At 72.6% G+C, this 15,819-nt stretch carries 17 protein-coding genes; 11 read left to right on the forward strand and 6 right to left on the reverse strand.

Annotation, left to right across the window (positions count from 1 at the left end):
• Both CNO22_RS19115 and CNO22_RS19120 read left to right on the forward strand, forming a co-directional pair.
• Window positions 1-1,319, forward strand: a 1,319-nt coding sequence (locus tag CNO22_RS19115; protein ID WP_100500864.1) for a DEDD exonuclease domain-containing protein, incomplete at its 5' end; no start/stop codon positions are given.
• Complete coding sequence (locus CNO22_RS19120; RefSeq protein WP_100500865.1) at window positions 1,316-1,594, forward strand: Lrp/AsnC family transcriptional regulator; 279 nt, start codon at window positions 1,316-1,318, stop codon at window positions 1,592-1,594. The genes CNO22_RS19115 and CNO22_RS19120, both read left to right, overlap by 4 nt.
• A 61-nt stretch (window positions 1,595-1,655) precedes the next feature.
• On the opposite strand, the gene trpD is transcribed toward CNO22_RS19120, so the two are convergent.
• On the reverse strand, window positions 1,656-2,699 hold the full coding sequence (trpD, locus tag CNO22_RS19125; protein ID WP_100500866.1) for an anthranilate phosphoribosyltransferase: 1,044 nt from the start codon (window positions 2,697-2,699) through the stop codon (window positions 1,656-1,658).
• Window positions 2,696-3,112, reverse strand: a complete 417-nt coding sequence (locus tag CNO22_RS19130) for a hypothetical protein (RefSeq protein ID WP_100500867.1) — start codon at window positions 3,110-3,112, stop codon at window positions 2,696-2,698. Before CNO22_RS19130 ends, trpD begins: the two co-directional genes overlap by 4 nt.
• Window positions 3,113-3,234: 122 nt before the next feature.
• On the opposite strand from CNO22_RS19130, the gene ctaE reads away from it, so the two are divergent.
• From ctaE to qcrB, 4 genes are all read left to right on the forward strand, one after another.
• Entirely contained in the window at window positions 3,235-3,858 is a 624-nt protein-coding gene (gene ctaE / locus CNO22_RS19135) for an aa3-type cytochrome oxidase subunit III (protein WP_232807176.1), read from the forward strand.
• A gap of 7 nt (window positions 3,859-3,865) precedes the next feature.
• Window positions 3,866-4,753 (forward strand): cytochrome bc1 complex diheme cytochrome c subunit, encoded by an 888-nt coding sequence (gene qcrC / locus CNO22_RS29765; RefSeq protein ID WP_100500869.1) that lies wholly within the window; start codon window positions 3,866-3,868, stop codon window positions 4,751-4,753.
• Between the two features lie 64 nt (window positions 4,754-4,817).
• Window positions 4,818-5,930: a cytochrome bc1 complex Rieske iron-sulfur subunit gene (qcrA, locus tag CNO22_RS29770; RefSeq protein WP_198588442.1), complete on the forward strand. Its 1,113-nt coding sequence runs from the start codon at window positions 4,818-4,820 to the stop codon at window positions 5,928-5,930.
• Window positions 5,930-7,594 carry a cytochrome bc1 complex cytochrome b subunit gene (qcrB, locus tag CNO22_RS19150; RefSeq protein WP_198588443.1) on the forward strand — a complete coding sequence of 555 codons (1,665 nt, stop codon included), beginning with the start codon at window positions 5,930-5,932 and terminating at the stop codon, window positions 7,592-7,594. The genes qcrA and qcrB overlap by 1 nt, the downstream gene beginning before the upstream one ends.
• A 972-nt stretch (window positions 7,595-8,566) precedes the next feature.
• Here qcrB and CNO22_RS19155 read toward each other — a convergent pair.
• Window positions 8,567-8,968 carry a cytochrome c oxidase subunit 4 gene (locus CNO22_RS19155; RefSeq protein ID WP_100500870.1) on the reverse strand — a complete coding sequence of 134 codons (402 nt, stop codon included), beginning with the start codon at window positions 8,966-8,968 and terminating at the stop codon, window positions 8,567-8,569.
• Window positions 8,969-9,013: 45 nt separating this feature from the next.
• Window positions 9,014-9,883: an aa3-type cytochrome oxidase subunit II gene (gene ctaC / locus CNO22_RS19160; protein ID WP_100500871.1), complete on the reverse strand. Its 870-nt coding sequence runs from the start codon at window positions 9,881-9,883 to the stop codon at window positions 9,014-9,016.
• A 286-nt stretch (window positions 9,884-10,169) separates the two neighbouring features.
• Between ctaC and CNO22_RS19165 the strand changes: the two genes are divergently transcribed.
• From CNO22_RS19165 to asnB, 3 genes are read left to right on the forward strand one after another with little or no spacing between them, the layout of a single operon-like run.
• Window positions 10,170-10,535, forward strand: coding sequence for a metalloprotease (locus tag CNO22_RS19165; protein WP_100500872.1), 366 nt, complete (start codon window positions 10,170-10,172; stop codon window positions 10,533-10,535).
• Window positions 10,525-10,896, forward strand: a complete 372-nt coding sequence (locus CNO22_RS19170) for a DUF3817 domain-containing protein (protein ID WP_100500873.1) — start codon at window positions 10,525-10,527, stop codon at window positions 10,894-10,896. Before CNO22_RS19165 ends, CNO22_RS19170 begins: the two co-directional genes overlap by 11 nt.
• A gap of 56 nt (window positions 10,897-10,952) precedes the next feature.
• Window positions 10,953-12,884 (forward strand): asparagine synthase (glutamine-hydrolyzing), encoded by a 1,932-nt coding sequence (gene asnB / locus CNO22_RS19175; protein WP_100500874.1) that lies wholly within the window; start codon window positions 10,953-10,955, stop codon window positions 12,882-12,884.
• 194 nt (window positions 12,885-13,078) lie between these two features.
• Here asnB and CNO22_RS19180 read toward each other — a convergent pair whose 3' ends face one another.
• Complete coding sequence (locus CNO22_RS19180; RefSeq protein WP_072915689.1) at window positions 13,079-13,426, reverse strand: HesB/IscA family protein; 348 nt, start codon at window positions 13,424-13,426, stop codon at window positions 13,079-13,081.
• Window positions 13,427-13,572: 146 nt separating this feature from the next.
• Between CNO22_RS19180 and CNO22_RS19185 the strand changes: the two genes are divergently transcribed.
• Window positions 13,573-14,181 (forward strand): DUF3043 domain-containing protein, encoded by a 609-nt coding sequence (locus tag CNO22_RS19185; protein ID WP_100500875.1) that lies wholly within the window; start codon window positions 13,573-13,575, stop codon window positions 14,179-14,181.
• 87 nt (window positions 14,182-14,268) lie between these two features.
• Entirely contained in the window at window positions 14,269-15,252 is a 984-nt protein-coding gene (locus tag CNO22_RS19190; RefSeq protein ID WP_100500876.1) for an aldo/keto reductase family protein, read from the forward strand.
• A gap of 139 nt (window positions 15,253-15,391) precedes the next feature.
• Here the strand turns inward: CNO22_RS19190 and CNO22_RS19195 are convergent, their stop codons facing one another.
• Window positions 15,392-15,604: a hypothetical protein gene (locus CNO22_RS19195; protein ID WP_100500879.1), complete on the reverse strand. Its 213-nt coding sequence runs from the start codon at window positions 15,602-15,604 to the stop codon at window positions 15,392-15,394.
• Between the last annotated feature and the right edge of the window lie 215 nt (window positions 15,605-15,819).

Raw genomic sequence — 15,819 nt, forward strand, 5'->3', positions numbered from 1 at the left:
GCACCGAGCCCTGCCACCGGGCGCTGGCCGACGCCCGCGCCACCGTCGACGTCCTGCACGGGCTGTTCGAGCGGCTGGGCCCGCTCGGCATCACCAGCCTGGAGGAGCTGACCGGCCTGACCCGGCAGGTCGACCCCGAGCGGCTGCGCAAGCGGCACCTGGCCGACGGCGTGCCGCACGGCCCGGGCGTCTACCTGTTCCGCGGGCCCCGCGACGAGCCGCTCTACGTCGGGACGTCGACCGACCTGCGCAGCCGGGTGCGCAGCTACTTCACCGCCGGCGAGCAGCGCAGCCGGATGACCGAGATGGTGGCGCTGGCCGAGCGGGTCGACGCGATCCCGTGCGCGCACGACCTCGAGGCCGCGGTCCGCGAGCTGCGGCTGATCGCCGAGCACAAGCCGCGCTACAACCGGCGCTCGCGGTTCCCCGAGCGGGCGCTGTGGGTGCGGCTGACCGAGGAGCCCTTCCCGCGGCTGTCGGTGGTCCGCCGCGTGCGCCCGGGCGCCGGGGTCTTCCTCGGCCCCTTCCCCGACCGGCGCGCGGCCGACGCCGCCGTGGCCGCCGTCCACGAGTCGCTGCCGCTGCGCCAGTGCACCGGGCGGCTGTCGGTCCGGGTGCTCGGCACCGCCTGCGCGCTGGCCGGCATGGGTCGCTGCGGCGCACCGTGCACCGGCGCGCAGTCGGTCGAGGAGTACGGCGAGGTCGCCGCCGTCCTGCGCACCGCGGTGGCCGCCGACCCGCACGCCCTGCTGCAGCCGCTGCTGGCGCGGGTCGAGCGGCTGGCCGCCGAGGAGCGCTACGAGGACGCGGCGGTGCTGCGCGACCGCGTCGCCGTGCTGGTGCGCGCGGTGCGGCGGCGGCAGCGGCTGGAGTCGCTGGCCGCGGTGCCCGAGCTGGTCCTGGCCCGCCCGGACGGTGAGGGCGGCTGGCAGCTGTCCGTCGTCCGCCGGGGCCGGCTGGTGGCCGCCGGGTGCGCGGCCCGCGGCAGCTCGGTGCGGGCCACCCTCGACGGCCTGCTGGCGACGGCGGAGACGCCCGTCGGTCCCGACGGCGAGCTGGCCACCTCCGTCGACGAGACCGAGCTGGTGCTGCGCTGGATGGAGAAGCCCGGCACCCGGCTGGTGCAGGTCGACGGCACGCTGGCCTGCCCCGTGCCCGGCACCGGCGGCTACACCGACTTCCTGGACCGGGTGGACGCCGGCCGCGCCGGGCGCGACCCGTTCGCCGACGGCCGCTCGCTGGGCACCCGGGCCCGTCCCGAGCGGGTCTCCCACGGAGCCGCCGGTCCCCCGGCCACCCGGCTAGCATCCCCCGCGTGATCACCGCCATCGTCATGATCGACGCGGCCACCGACGCGATCCCCGAGGTGGCCGAGGCCGTCGCCGACCTCGACGGGGTCAGCGAGGTCTACTCGACCGCCGGCGAGGTCGATCTCATCGCGATCGTCCGCGTCCGCGAGTTCGACCAGGTGGCCGAGGTGATCGCCGGACGCATCAACAAGGTGCCCGGGGTGCTGGAGACCGAGACCCACATCGCGTTCCGCGCCTACTCGCGGCACGACCTCGAGGCCGCGTTCTCGCTCGGCCTGGAATGAGGACCCCGTCCCGGGGCTCGCGCCGAGCGGAGCGAGCCCCGGGACGGGGCAGGCAGCCGGTCTAACCGCGCAGGGCCCGGCTGGTCTCCACCCAGCGCGCCAGCCGGGCCTCCGCCCGTCCGTCGTCCACGGCGGCCGCCGCCTGCTCCAGGCCGGCGGCCAGCCCGTCGTGCAGCCGCGCGGGCCGCTCGGCGAAGGCAGCCAGCGCCGCCGCGGCGTTGAGCAGCACCGCGTCGCGCACCGGGCCCGATTCGCCGGCCAGCACCCGCCTGAACACGTCGGCGTTGAACGCCGGGTCGCCACCGCGGAGCGCGTCGGCCGGCGGCTGCGCGATGCCCAGCGCCGAGGGGTCGGCCCGGTCGGGCTCGACCTCGCCGCCGCGCACCACCCACACCGAGGACGTCGTCGCGGTCGTCAGCTCGTCGAGGCCGTCGTCGCCCCGGAAGACCAGCGCGCGCATGCCGCGGGCGGCGAGCACCTCGGCCACCACCGGCGCCATGCGCGCGTCGGCGACCCCGATGGCGGCGGCGGCCGGGCGCGCGGGGTTGGTGAGCGGCCCCAGGAAGTTGAAGACCGTCGGGATGCCCATCTCCCGCCGCGGGACGGCGGCGTGCCGCATGCCCGGGTGGAACACCGGCGCGAAGAAGAACCCGATGCCGGCCTCCTCGACGCACCGCGCCACCGCCGGCGCCGGCAGGTCGATGACCACACCGAGCGCCTCGAGCACGTCGGCGGCCCCAGAGGACGACGACGCCGCGCGCCCCCCGTGCTTGGCGACCGGCACCCCGGCCGCGGCCGTGACGACGGCGGCCATCGTGGAGATGTTCACCGTGTGCGCGCCGTCGCCCCCGGTGCCGACGATGTCAACCGAGGCCACCGGCAGCTGGACCGGCGTCGCCTGCGCGAGCATCTCCGCGGCCAGGCCGCCGAGCTCCTGCGGGGCCACGCCCTTGGCGCGCAGCGCGACGGCGAAGGCGGCGATCTGCGCGGGGGTGGCCTCGCCGGTCATGACCTCGCGCATGGCCCACGACGTGTCGTCGGCCGTGAGGTCCTCGCGCGCCAGCAGGCGGTTGAGCAGGGCCGCCCAGGTCGGTCGGGCACTCACCGGGCGACCGGGCGCCGTCCCACCCGGTCGCGCAGCAGGTCGGCGACGACGGCGGGGGCGGTCAGCGGGTCGACCGGGAGGGGCAGGGTGGCGTCGGCCCGCGACCAGTGCGCCAGCCACCGGTCGGGCTGGCGGGCGATGAGCACGCACAGCGCCGGGCGGTCGGCCACCTCCACGGTCAGCTGCCGGGCCAGGGCCAGGCCACCGGTGGGCTGGGACTCCCCGTCGAGGATGCAGAGGTCCACGCCACCGCCGTCCACGGTGTCGACGACGTCCTCACCGGTGGCGCACTCGACCCAGGTCAGCGGGCCCACGTCGGCGGCCGGGCGGCGGCCCACCGCGGTGCGCACGGCGGCCCGTACGTCGGGCCGGGAGCTGTAGACCAGGACGGTGGCCGGGGCGGCGTTGCTCACGGCGCCGAGCGTAGTGCCAGCGGGCCCGCTGACCAGGCAGCACGGGTTCTCGGTATCGAGGAGGTCACGGCGTCGCCACGCCACCCACCCGCGGTCGTGACCTTGGCAGGAGCGATGCCATGATGGGCGTCGTGACAACGGCTCCCGTGGCGAGCGGCACCTTCGACACCTCCCGGGTGCACTCCCTGACCCGACCGAACCTGGTGAGCGTCGGCACGATCATCTGGCTCTCCAGCGAGCTGATGTTCTTCGCCGGCCTGTTCGCCATGTACTTCACGGCGCGCGCCCGGGCCCTCGAGGGCTGGCCACCGGAGCCGACCGAGCTGAACCTGCCCTACGCGCTGTTCTTCACGATCATCCTGGTGGCCTCCTCGGTCACCTGTCAGCTGGGCGTGTTCGCGGCGGAGAACGGCAACGTCTACGGCCTGCGGCGCTGGTTCACCATCACCTTCGTGATGGGCCTGGCCTTCGTGCTGGGCCAGGCCAACGAGTACCGGGTGCTCGTGACCGAGCACGCCACCACGATCTCCAGCTCCACCTACGGGTCGGTCTTCTACCTGACGACCGGCTTCCACGCGCTGCACGTCATCGGCGGCCTCGTCGCCTTCGTGTACCTGCTCATCCGGTCCACCATGGGCCGCTTCACGCCGGCACAGGCGACCGCGGCCATCGTGGTCTCCTACTACTGGCACTTCGTCGACGTCGTGTGGGTCGGGCTCTTCGCCACGATCTACCTGATCCGCTAGGGAAACGGTGTCCACCACGAACCCGCAGTCCGACGCCCCGTCCGACGAGGGGGCGCCCCGCGGCCTCCGTCGCTGGTCCGGCCGTCCCACGGAGGGGTCCCCCGCCGCTGCGGCCCGCGTCCGGCGCCGCTCCAAGCAGCGCCGCCGTGTCGCCAACGTGGCCGGCCTGATGGCCGCCCTGGTGCTCACCGGCACCCTCTACTCGGCGCTCTCGCCCGCGCAGGCGACCGAGGAGAGCGCCGCCAGCGAGTCCTCCGCCGAGGCCGCCGGCCGCGAGCTCTACGAGCGCAGCTGCATCACCTGCCACGGCGAGAACCTCGAGGGCGTGCCCACCCGCGGCCCTTCGCTGATCGGCGTCGGTGAGGCCGCCGTCTACTTCCAGGTGCACACCGGTCGCATGCCGCTGGTCCGCCAGGAGGCCCAGGCCCCCGACAAGCCGGCGGTCTTCTCCGACGAGGAGATCGACCAGCTGATGGCCTACGTCCAGGCCAACGGCGGCGGGCCCACGCTGCCCTCCGGCGACCTGCGCGAGGGCGACCTGGCCGAGGGCGGCGAGCTGTTCCGCCTCAACTGCGCCTCCTGCCACAACTTCGTCGGCGAGGGCGGCGCCCTCTCCTCCGGCAAGCGGGCTCCGAGCCTCGAGGACGCCAACGACCTCGAGATCTACACCGCGATGCTGACCGGCCCCGAGAACATGCCGATCTTCGGGGACAACCAGCTCACGCCCGAGGAGAAGCGCTCCATCATCAACTACATCCAGACCATCAAGGAGCAGGCCGACCCGGGTGGCTTCGGCGTCGGGCGCATCGGCCCGGTCGCCGAGGGCGTCGTCATCTGGGTCGTGGGTGTGGCCGCGCTGCTGTTCGGCATCTTCTGGATGGGCAGCAAGGCGTGAGCACGCGGACCCTCTCCCCCACGGCACCACGAGCGCTGACCACCGGCGTCGGCGAGGAGGAAGCGTGAGCACGCGCGAGAGCGCCCCGGGCACCACCGGCGGCGCGGACGTCCCGGGTCCCCTGCACGGCGGTCCGGACGACGAGTACACCCCCGAGCAGCTCGCGAGCATGTCGCGCGAGGAGCTCGACCTGCTGGGTGCCGGGTACGACGACGTGCAGGTCCTGCACGTCGACCCGGGCCCGGAGCCGGGCTCCGCGGCGGAGCAGCGGGCCGTCCGCCAGGTCGCTCTCACCTTCGGCCTGGCCGGGCTGGCCGCGTTCGCGGCCTTCGTCATCTATGCCGGATCCGGCTGGTTCCTGCCCGACTGGCAGTGGGAGATCACCGAGGGCGGCTGGAGCGCCATCTTCACCCCGCTGATCGGCGCGCTCGGCGGGCTGGCGCTGATCCTCGTCGGCATCGGCATGGTGCTGTTCACCAAGAATCTGCTCCCGCACGAGACCGCGGTGCAGGACAAGCACGACGGTTCGCACTTCGACCGGGTCACCACCGGCGCCACCCTCGTGGGCGGTCTGCACAACAGCGGCCTGGCCCGTCGCAAGCTCATCACCCGCTCCCTGGTCTTCATGGGCAGCGGGATCGGGCTCATGCTGCTCATGCCGCTGGGCGGTCTGATCCGCAACCCGAACACCGGCGACCCGCTGGGCACCACGAGCTGGGCGGAGGGCGTGCGTCTCGTCCGCGACGACGGCAGCCCGATCCGCCCCGGGGACCAGCAGCCCGGCTCGCTCGAGACGGTCTTCCCGGCCGTCCCGGGCGGGAACCGGGAGTCCGACGCCGCGACGATGCTCATCCGGCTGCGCCCGGAGCAGGTGTCGGTCGACCGGCCGCGGAACGGCCAGGAGGACTTCGGCTACGGCGACTACGTGGCCTACTCCAAGATCTGCACCCACGCCGGCTGCCCGGTCTCGCTGTACGAGCAGGAGACCAGCCGCATCCTGTGCCCGTGCCACCAGTCGCAGTTCGACGTGACCCAGGGCGCCAAGCCGGTGTTCGGCCCGGCCACCCGCCCCCTGCCCCAGCTGCCGATCACCGTCGACGACGAGGGCTACTTCGTTGCCCGTAGTGACTACATTGAGGCTGTTGGCCCCACCTACTGGAACCGGGAGCGCATCTGATGGCTCGCACCGCCACAGCGCCGGGTGTCCCGACCTCGAGACTGGGCAAGGCGGCGCTGGAGGTCGACGACCGCCTGATCGTCGCCGGCCCGCTCCGCCGCAGCCTGAACAAGGTCTTCCCCGACCACTGGTCCTTCCTGCTCGGCGAGATTGCGCTCTACTCGTTCGTCGTCCTGCTGCTGTCCGGCACGTACCTGACGTTCTTCTTCGACGCCTCCATGCGCGAGGTCGTCTACGAGGGCACGTACGCGCCGCTGCGGGGTGCCGAGATGTCGGCTGCCTACGAGTCGACGCTGTACCTCTCGTTTGACGTCCGTGGCGGCCTCTTCGTGCGGCAGCTGCACCACTGGGCGGCACTGCTGTTCGTGGCCTCGATCGTCGTCCACCTGCTGCGCATCTTCTTCACCGGCGCCTTCCGGCGGCCCCGTGAGACGAACTGGCTGATCGGCATCGCGCTGCTCGTCCTCTCGTTCGCTATGGGGTTCACCGGCTACTCGATGCCGGACGACCTGCTCTCCGGCACCGGCCTGCGGATCGTCTCGGCGATCATCCTGGCGATCCCGGTGGTCGGCACGTGGGTGCACTGGGCCGTCTTCAACGGCGACTACGTGGGCGAGTTCATCGTCGGCCGCATGTACATCGTGCACGTGCTGATCATCCCGGCGATCATCCTGGCGCTGATCGCGATGCACCTGCTGATCCTGGTCAAGCAGAAGCACACCCAGTTCCCCGGCCCGGGGCGGACCGAGCACAACGTGGTCGGCAACCGGCTCTTCCCGGCCTTCGCCGGCAAGGCCGGTGGTCTGTTCTTCATCGTGTTCGGCGTCTGCGCCGCGCTCGGTGGCCTGGTGCAGATCAACCCGGTGTGGCTGTGGGGCCCGTACAACCCGGCGCAGGTCTCGGCCGCGTCGCAGCCCGACTGGTACGTCATGTTCCTCGACGGCTCGACCCGTCTGTTCCCCGCCTGGGACATCAACCTGCCCGGCGACTACACGATCCCGGCGCTGTTCTGGCCGACCGTGGTGCTGCCCGGCATCCTCTTCACGCTCCTCGCGCTGTACCCGATGATCGAGCGGAAGCTGACCCGGGACACGGCCTCGCACCACCTGCTCCAGCGTCCCCGCGACGTGCCGGTGCGGACCTCGCTGGGGATGATGGCGCTCACCTTCTACGTGGTCCTCATGATCTCGGGCGGAAACGACGTCGTCGCCGAGAAGTTCGACATCAGCCTCAACGCGATGACCTGGGCCGGCCGCATCGGGCTGATCATCCTGCCCCCGCTCGCCTACGTGTTCGCCTACCGGATCTGCCTCGGCCTGCAGAAGCACGACCGGGAGGTCCTCGAGCACGGCCTCGAGACCGGTGTCATCCGGCGGCTGCCGCACGGTGAGTTCATCGAGGTCCACCAGCCCCTCGGCCCGGTCGACGAGCACGGCCACGGCCAGCTGGCCTACGGCGGCGCTCCGGTGCCCAAGCGGATGAACCAGGTCGGCGGCGCCCGCCGCGCCGTCCGCGGGTTCTTCAAGCCGATCGAGGAGCCGGTGCAGGTCGAGCTCGAGCAGCGTCGCGACGAGCACGGCCTCGCGGCCGCCGAGTCCGACCGCGAGCTCACCACCTCCGGCCGTCCCTCCGACGGTGGTCGGCCGCAGGAGCCGCGCGACTGACCACCCGCACCACGCAGCAGGGCCCCGACGGATCCCGTCGGGGCCCTGCTGCGTTCCGGGCTCCGTGACCCGGGGACGCCGTCCCCTCCCCGTCGGCGTGACCGTCGTCGCCGTCCTCGGAGCCGTGGACGGCGGCCGGATCACCGGCTGCCACCGGCGCGGGCACCCGGTCCGGCTCAGGGGCACGGCGCGCACGGTCCCGGGGTCCGAGGAGGCGCTGAGGCCGCCCCGAGGCCCTCGCGCGGTGGCCGAGCCGAGGAGCGTTGCCCCTTCCCCGTGCCGGCGCACGACGGCTCCGCACGGTCCGCCGCACCCACCGGTGAGCGGGCCAGCCGGCACCCGCGCGCGGGACCCCGTCGGACGGTCGCCGTCCTCACCGGATGACTCGACCGCCCCTCCCAGGGCGGCAGGCGGGATATCGGGGACTCGAGAGGGTCTCGGGCCGCCCGGGGGCCGTCCCGGCTGCAGCCCCGCCCCGGCCGTGCGCGGAGCGCGCCGAGGGACGTGCCCCTCCCCCGCCCTCTGCAGGGCGCTACTCCTGGCGCTGCCGCACTCCTGGTGGAGCCGGCTCGCGACCACCCGTCCACGCGAGGCGGTCGGCGTCCTCACCGACCCACGGACGGCCACGGCCGGGACCGCTCATCGCGACGCCCTCCGGCGAACGGCGTACCACGGCCTGCGACGCCCACGAATCCCACGGGCGCGGTGTGCGGTGGCACCTCCCTCAGGAGCCGAGCGGGCGGGCCACCCCCCACGGACACCCGCTCCGCCGCGGCGACCGCACGACCGAGCACGCCGATCCCGGCCACCTGCGACCCCCTGCGACCCGGGTGGACCCCAGCGCCATTCACCGCGCCGTCCACGGGACGACAGCCGCCCGCACGGGGGGCCCGGGACCGCCGTCCGCCCCGCGACGACGAGGGCCCCTCCCGCGGCAGCGGAGAGGGGCCCTCGTCGTCGGGGCGGGAGCGCTCAGCCCTGGGCGTTCTGCCCCACGTAGTACTCGAACAGCAGGCCGCCGATGGTGGTCAGCAGCGCTGCGGTGGCCAGGATGATCAGCCAGGGGTAGAAGAAGGCCAGCGCCAGCCCCATGAGACCGGCCGACAGGGCCATGCCGAACGGCCAGTAGCTGCCCGGGCTGAAGAAGCCCAGCTCGCCCGCGCCGTCGGCGATGTCGGCGTCCTTGCGGTCCTCGGGACGGGCGTCGATGCGCCGCGAGATGAACCAGAAGAAGCCGCCGACCAGGAACGTCAGCCCACCGGAGAGGACCAGGGCCGTCGTCCCGATCGGCTCACGGGACCAGATCCCGTAGACGGCGGCCATGAGCAGACAGAAGACGCCGATGACGTTGAAGATGAGCGCTTCGACCTTCACGGCCGTCCCTCCAGCGTGGTGTGCGGTGCGCGGGTGGCGGACACGTCAGCCGTCGGCCCGCTGCACGTCGTCGACCAGGTCGAACGGCGAGGTGCTCGTCGCCGCGCCCGGCTGACCGATGCTCTCGAGCGCTTCGTAGGTGGTCAGGCCGGACTCCCGCGCGGCCAGGTAGGCGTCGTAGTCGGCCGGCGAGACCGCCCGCACCTCGAAGTTCATGTAGGCGTGGTAGGTGCCGCAGAGCTCGGCACAGCGGCCCACGAAGGCGCCCTCCTCACGGATGGTCACCTCGAAGACGTTGTCGCGACCGTTCTCGTTGCCCGGGATGACGTCGAGCTTGAAGAGGAACTCCGGCACCCAGAACGAGTGGATGACGTCGGCCGAGGCCACCTCGAAGCGGATGTCCTGGTCGGTGGGCAGGACGAGGATCGGGATCTCGTCGCTGTTGCCGACCGTGTTGATCGGCTCGCCGTCGGCCCCGGTGGTCTCCGGGTAGACGAACTGCCAGTTCCACTTGAAGGCGTTGACCGCGACGGTGACGTCGGGGTCGGAACTGCGCTCCTGCACCCGGTTCTGCACGACGACCGTGAAGAAGAACAGCCCGGCGATGATGAGGAACGGGATGATCGTGTAGACGATCTCCAACGGCAGGTTGTACGCCGTCTGCTTCGGCAGTTCGTCGCCGCGCTTGCGGTGCATGACGACCGACCAGCCGATGAGCCCCCACACCGCGAAACCGACGATCAGGGCCGCGATGACCGACCAGATCCACAGGTCGCGCATGTAGACCGACTCGTCGGTGACCCCGTCGGGCCAGCCCCAGCGCCAGAACTCGTTGTTCGGGGTGCACCCGGTCAGGGCGAGCACCCCCAGGAGACCGAGCGCGGCGACCCGCGCGAGCCTGCTGCCTCGAGCCACTGCTCGCTGCCTCCTCGTCCTCGTCCGGTGCGCCGGACGGTCTTCCCGGCGGGCCGTCAGCCGGTCCCGGCGAACGGCGCCTGTGCCGACCACAGTCTGCGGCGAGACTAGCCGACCCCGCACGGCGGCCGACCACCGGAGACACCCCAGCGGCGGGTCGGGGTCCCAGGCGGCCGGGCGAGGGCCCGGGAGCCCGCGCCGGACGGCGGCCGGGGCCGACGGTGGCACGGTGAGCCCTCCCACCGGCGTCCCCTGCCGGGGGGCAGCGCCGGTTACAGTCGAGGCCGTGTTCTCCCGGCTGCTGACCCCCAAGTGGGTGCTCCTGCACCTGGTGGTGGCCGCCCTCTTCGTGGCCACCTTCTTCCTGGGGTACTGGCAGCTGTCCAAGGCCGAGGCCGGCGGCGGCGCGGTGAACTGGAGCTATGCGCTGCAGTGGCCGCTGTACGGGTTCATGGGCCTGTGGTTCTACGTGCGCATGTGCCGGGAGGAGGTCAACCGCGACCCCGACGAGGACGAGCCGGGCAGCGCCGTGGTCCTCTACCAGCGGCCCCGCATCGACACCTCCGGCGACCCGGAGCTGGCCGCCTACAACGCCTACCTCGCCGAGCTCAACGAGCGGGCGCTGCAGCAGCGGGCCGAGCATGGCCGCTGAGTCGACGACGGCCTCCCGGCTGCCCCGCGCCCTGGCCCGTCGGGTGGGTCAGAGCGTGCCCACCGCGCTGACCCGCTACCGCGTGATGGCCTGGATCGTGGGCGTCCTGCTGATCGCGCTCGTCCTGGTCGCCGTGCCGCTGAAGTACCTCGGCGGCATCGACGGCCCCGTGTCGGTCATCGGCACCCTGCACGGCTGGCTCTACTTCGTCTTCTTCCTGACCGCGTGCGACCTCGCCCTGCGCGCCCGCTGGACGCTCAAGGGCACCGTGCTGGTGCTCGTCGCCGGCACCGTCCCGATCCTGTCGTTCGTCGCCGAACGGATCGCGACCCGCAAGACCCGCGCCGGCGAGCGCGTCTGACCGTCGTCCCGGCCACCGAGCCGGGCCAGAGCCGACCTCCCGGAGACCTGCGCCTCATGTGTGGCCTGCTGGCCTACCTGTCCACCGACGCCGACCGCGTGACCGACTCGACCGTCGAGGGGGTCCGCGACGCGCTGCACTGCCTGCGGCACCGCGGCCCCGACGAGACCCAGGTCTGGAACGACGCACGGGTCGCCTTCGGCTTCAACCGGCTGGCGTTCATCGACATCGAGCACAGCCACCAGCCGATGCCCTACGCCGACGGCCGGTACCGGATCGTCTTCAACGGCGAGATCTACAACTACGTGGAGCTGCGCCAGGAGCTCGCGGCCCTCGGCGCGCGGTTCGCCACCGAGGGCGACACCGAGGCGATCGTCGCCGGCTACCACCACTGGGGTCAGGACGTCGTCCGGCGGCTGCGCGGCATGTTCGCCTTCGTCATCTGGGACACCCTGACCGGGACGGCGTTCGGCGCGCGCGACCCGTTCGGCATCAAGCCGTTGTTCACCGCCCGCCTCGCCGACGGCGCGCTGGTCTTCAGCTCCGAGAAGAAGGCGCTGCTGGAGATGCTCGGCGGCAGCGACGCGGCCGGGGGCGTGGACTCCGCCTCGCTGCAGCACTACCTGACGCTGCAGTACGTCCCGGAGCCCGCGACGCTGCACCGCGGCATCCGGCGGATCGAGAGCGGCACCAGCTTCACCGTGGTGGACGGCGAGCTGCACACCAACCGCTACTTCCACCCGACCTTCCCCGTCCGGCCGGTCTCCGCGGACGAGCAGCAGGGCCTCTACGACCGCATCGCCGCGGTGCTCGACGACTCGGTGCGGGTGCACATGCGCGCCGACGTCACCGTCGGCTCGTTCCTCTCCGGCGGCATCGACTCGACCGCGATCGCGGCGCTGGCCAAGCGGTACAACCCCGACCTGATGACCTTCACGGTCGGCTTCGAGCGGGAGGGCTACTCGGAGATCGACGTCGCGGCGGAGTCCGCGGCCGCGATCGGCGTCGAGCACGTGACGAAGGTGGTCACGCCCGAGGAGTTCGCCGAGTCGATCCCGCTGGTCGTCTGGTACCTCGACGACCCGGTCGCCGACCCCGCGCTCGTGCCGCTGTGGTTCGTCGCCCGCGAGGCCCGCAAGCACGTGAAGGTGGTGCTCTCCGGGGAGGGCGCCGACGAGCTCTTCGGCGGCTACAACATCTACCGCGAGCCGCTGTCGCTGGCGGCGTTCGAGAAGCTGCCCGGCGGGATCCGCCGGGCGCTGGGCGCGCTGTCGGCGCGGCTGCCCGACGGCATGCGCGGCAAGGACCTGCTGCGCCGCGGTTCCATCCCGCTCGAGCAGCGGTACTACGGCAACGCCCGCATCTTCCGGGACGACGAGCTCGGGTTCCTCGAGCGGCGCGACCCCGACCTGTCGCACGTCGCCGTGACCCGTGGGCTGTACGAGCGGACCCGCGCGGCCGGCTACGACGACGTGACCGCCATGCAGTACGTGGACCTGTTCACCTGGCTGCGGGGCGACATCCTGGTCAAGGCCGACAAGATGACCATGGCCAACTCACTCGAGCTGCGGGTGCCCTTCCTCGACCCGGAGGTCTTCGCCGTCGCCGGCACGCTCCCGGTCGACGAGCGGGTGACCAAGGAGACGACGAAGTACGCGCTGCGCAAGGCGCTCGAGCAGATCGTGCCGCCGCACGTGCTCCACCGCCGCAAGCTGGGCTTCCCCGTCCCGACCCGGCACTGGCTGGCCGAGGACCTGCACGACTGGGCGCGGCAGATCATCGAGGAGAGCCAGACCGACGAGTGGCTCGACCGGCGGCAGATCCTCTGGATGCTCGACGCCCACCGCGACAACCACCGGGCCGGCTCGGCGGTCGACCTGTCCCGCAAGCTGTGGACGCTGTTGGTGTTCATGGTCTGGCACGGCGTGTTCGTCGAGCAGCGCATCAAGGTCGACGTCCCCGAGACCGTCTACCCCGTCCGGTTGTAGTCCGCGGACGACGAACGGCCCGGCTCCCAGGGGGAGCCGGGCCGATTCACGTTCTGGCGGGAGCCGCCCCTGCGAGGGCGGTGCCGCATTGCGGAGCCCGGAGGGCTCCCGACGCGGTGCCGCGGACACGCTCAGCGCACCCGGGGCACGGCACCTGGCCGCGGTGCGGTCCGGAGGACCGCGATGTCATCGACTCAGCTGAAGGAGTCGCCGCAGGCGCAGGAGCCGGTGGCGTTCGGGTTGTCGATCGTAAAGCCCTGCTTCTCGATCGTGTCGACGAAGTCGATCACGGCACCGCCGAGGTAGGGGCCGCTCATCCGGTCGACGATGACCTCGACGCCACCGAAGTCGTAGGTCTGGTCGCCGTCGAGGAACCGCTCGTCGAAGAAGAGCTGGTAGCGCAGGCCCGAGCAGCCGCCGGGCTGGACGGCGATGCGCAGGCGGAGGTCGTCGCGACCCTCCTGGTCCAGCAGCGCCTTGACCTTGGCGGCAGCGGGGTCGCTGAGAATGACCCCGGTGGCCGTGGTGTCCTGCACCGTCATGTTGGAAGTCCTCCCACGTTCGAGGGTGCCTGCTGCGGCACGTCCTGCAGCAGGCCAACACCGCCGGAGCGGAGCCTCTTCCCACTGTACGGCGTGGAGTGCCGTGCAGACCGGGATCGGCCGAGGTCACACGTAGACTCGGGGCCGTGAAGCTCCGCCTGCCCGGACGCCGCGACCGCACCGCGGCCGCGACCGACCCCGCCGCCGACGTGACCGCGCAGCTGGTGCGGACGGGCGGCAAGGGTCGACCCACGCCCAAGCGCAACGAGGCCCAGGGACGCCGTCCCGGGCCTCCCCCGCCGCCTCCGCAGACCCGCAAGGAGGCCTACAAGCGGATGCGCGAGCAGCAGGCCGCCAACCGCAGGGCCACCCGCGCCGGAGCAGCCCGTGGCGACGTGACGTACCTGCCGCCCCGCGACCAGGGTCCGGTCCGGAAGCTGGTCCGCGACGTCGTCGACGCCCGCCGCAACGCCGGCAGCTTCTTCCTCCTCGTCGCCGCGCTGGTGCTCATCGGCAACTTCGTGCCGAACGAGCAGGTGCGCAGCTACACCGTCTCCATCTGGCTGGTGTTCTTCCTGCTGATGATCGCGGACTCGATCGTGCTGGGCCGGCGGATCAAGAGGAAGGTGCTCGAGCGCTTCCCCGGCCAGGACCACAAGATGAAGGGCCTGGTCTGGTACGGGATCAGCCGGGCCACCATGATCCGCCGCTGGCGCTTCCCCAAGCCCGAGGTCCGGCTGGGCGCCCAGGTCTGAAAGAGGGCCCCGTCCTCCCCTCGACGTCCTTGCACGCTCAGGGACGCCCTGGAGGGCGTCGGAGCCGCGGGGCTAGCGTCGGGCGGCGTGGAATCCCGACGACTGGGCCGCTCCGGCCTGAACATCTCCGCGATCGCCTACGGCAACTGGCTGACCCACGGCGGCCAAGTCGAGGAGGACGCCGCACACGCCTGCGTCCGCGCCGCCCTCGACGCCGGCATCACCACCTTCGACACTGCCGACGTCTACGCCGGCACCCGGGCCGAGGCGGTGCTGGGCCGGGCCCTGGCCGGTCAGCGCCGCGAGGGGCTCGAGGTGTTCACCAAGGTCTACTGGCCGACCGGTCCGGGCCACAACGACCGCGGCCTGTCCCGCAAGCACATCACCGAGAGCTGCCACGCCTCGCTGCGGCGGCTGCAGACCGACTACGTCGACCTGTACCAGGCGCACCGCTACGACCCGACGGTGCCGCTCGAGGAGACGATGACGGCGTTCGCCGACCTCGTCCGGGCCGGCAAGGTGCTCTACATCGGTGTCTCGGAGTGGACGGCGGAGGAGATCGCCGCCGGCGCCGCCCTCGCCCGCGACCTCGGCGTCCAGCTGATCAGCAACCAGCCGCAGTACTCGATGCTGTGGCGGGTCATCGAGGACGAGGTCGTGCCCACCTCCGAGAAGGAGGGGGTGTCGCAGATCGTGTGGTCCCCACTGGCGCAGGGCGTGCTCACCGGCAAGTACCTGCCCGGTCAGCAGCCGCCGGCCGACAGCCGCGGCGGGCACGCGGAGGCCGGCGGGTCGATGCGGCGCTTCCTGCGGGACGACGTCCTGACGCGGGTCCAGGACCTGCGACCGGTCGCCGAGGACCTCGGCCTGTCCATGGCCCAGCTGGCCGTCGCGTGGGTGCTGCAGAACCCCAACGTCGCGGCGGCGATCATCGGCGCGACCCGGCCCGAGCAGGTGCAGGACAACGTGGCGGCGGCTGGGGTGATCCTCGGCGCCGACGTCCTGGCCCGGATCGACGAGGTCCTGGGGGACGTCGTCGAGCGCGACCCCGCCAAGACCGCCCGCGGCTGAGAAAGGACCCCCTGCCCCCCGCCACTCACAAGTTCGCGGCGGGACCCTGCAGGGGGCCGCCGTCCTCCCCACCCTTCGCAAGCTCAGGGTGGGGCCCTGGACGGGGCCACCTGAGCCCGCCCGGCTTCCCTGGGCGGGCTCAGGTCGCGGCCAGGCCCATCGGGCCGTAGACCTCCTGATCGCCGTCGAAGAGCGTCACCGTCGCCACCCCGCGCTCGAGCAGGTCGCGCCAGTTCTCCCCCAGCCAGGACTCCGCGTCGCCCTGGTTGTCCGCCCGCGGCACCTCCACCCCGACCGCGGCGGGGTCGAGTTCCGCCCCCGAGGGGTCCTCCAACCGCCAGTACCAGCTCATGCGCATTGAGGGTAGTGAGCGCCGGCACCGTGGCCGGAGTGTGACCCGCGCCTGGTTACCCCGGCGATCATCGGGGGCATGTGAGGACATCGACAGTCTCCCCCCGCCTCGGAGGACCGATGACCGCGGGCGGGCTCTCCCGGTAGGTCTCCACGGCGGTGTCGCGCGCCCGGTAGGCCTTCTCGCGGGCACGCTCGGGGACGTCGAGCCGGTGC

The sequence above is a fragment of the Geodermatophilus chilensis genome, assembly GCF_002802985.1.
GTDB lineage: Bacteria > Actinomycetota > Actinomycetes > Mycobacteriales > Geodermatophilaceae > Geodermatophilus > Geodermatophilus chilensis.

What these genes read in the sequence shown, in the direction of transcription:
- ctaE (WP_232807176.1), top strand. Translation starts at nt 3,235, where the DNA reads ATGGGCGTCGTGACAACGGCTCCCGTGGCGAGCGGCACCTTCGACACC.
- qcrB (WP_198588443.1), top strand. Translation starts at nt 5,930, where the DNA reads ATGGCTCGCACCGCCACAGCGCCGGGTGTCCCGACCTCGAGACTGGGC.
- CNO22_RS19170 (WP_100500873.1), top strand. Translation starts at nt 10,525, where the DNA reads ATGGCCGCTGAGTCGACGACGGCCTCCCGGCTGCCCCGCGCCCTGGCC.
- asnB (WP_100500874.1), top strand. Translation starts at nt 10,953, where the DNA reads ATGTGTGGCCTGCTGGCCTACCTGTCCACCGACGCCGACCGCGTGACC.
- CNO22_RS19180 (WP_072915689.1), bottom strand. Translation starts at nt 13,426, where the DNA reads ATGACGGTGCAGGACACCACGGCCACCGGGGTCATTCTCAGCGACCCC.
- CNO22_RS19195 (WP_100500879.1), bottom strand. Translation starts at nt 15,604, where the DNA reads ATGAGCTGGTACTGGCGGTTGGAGGACCCCTCGGGGGCGGAACTCGAC.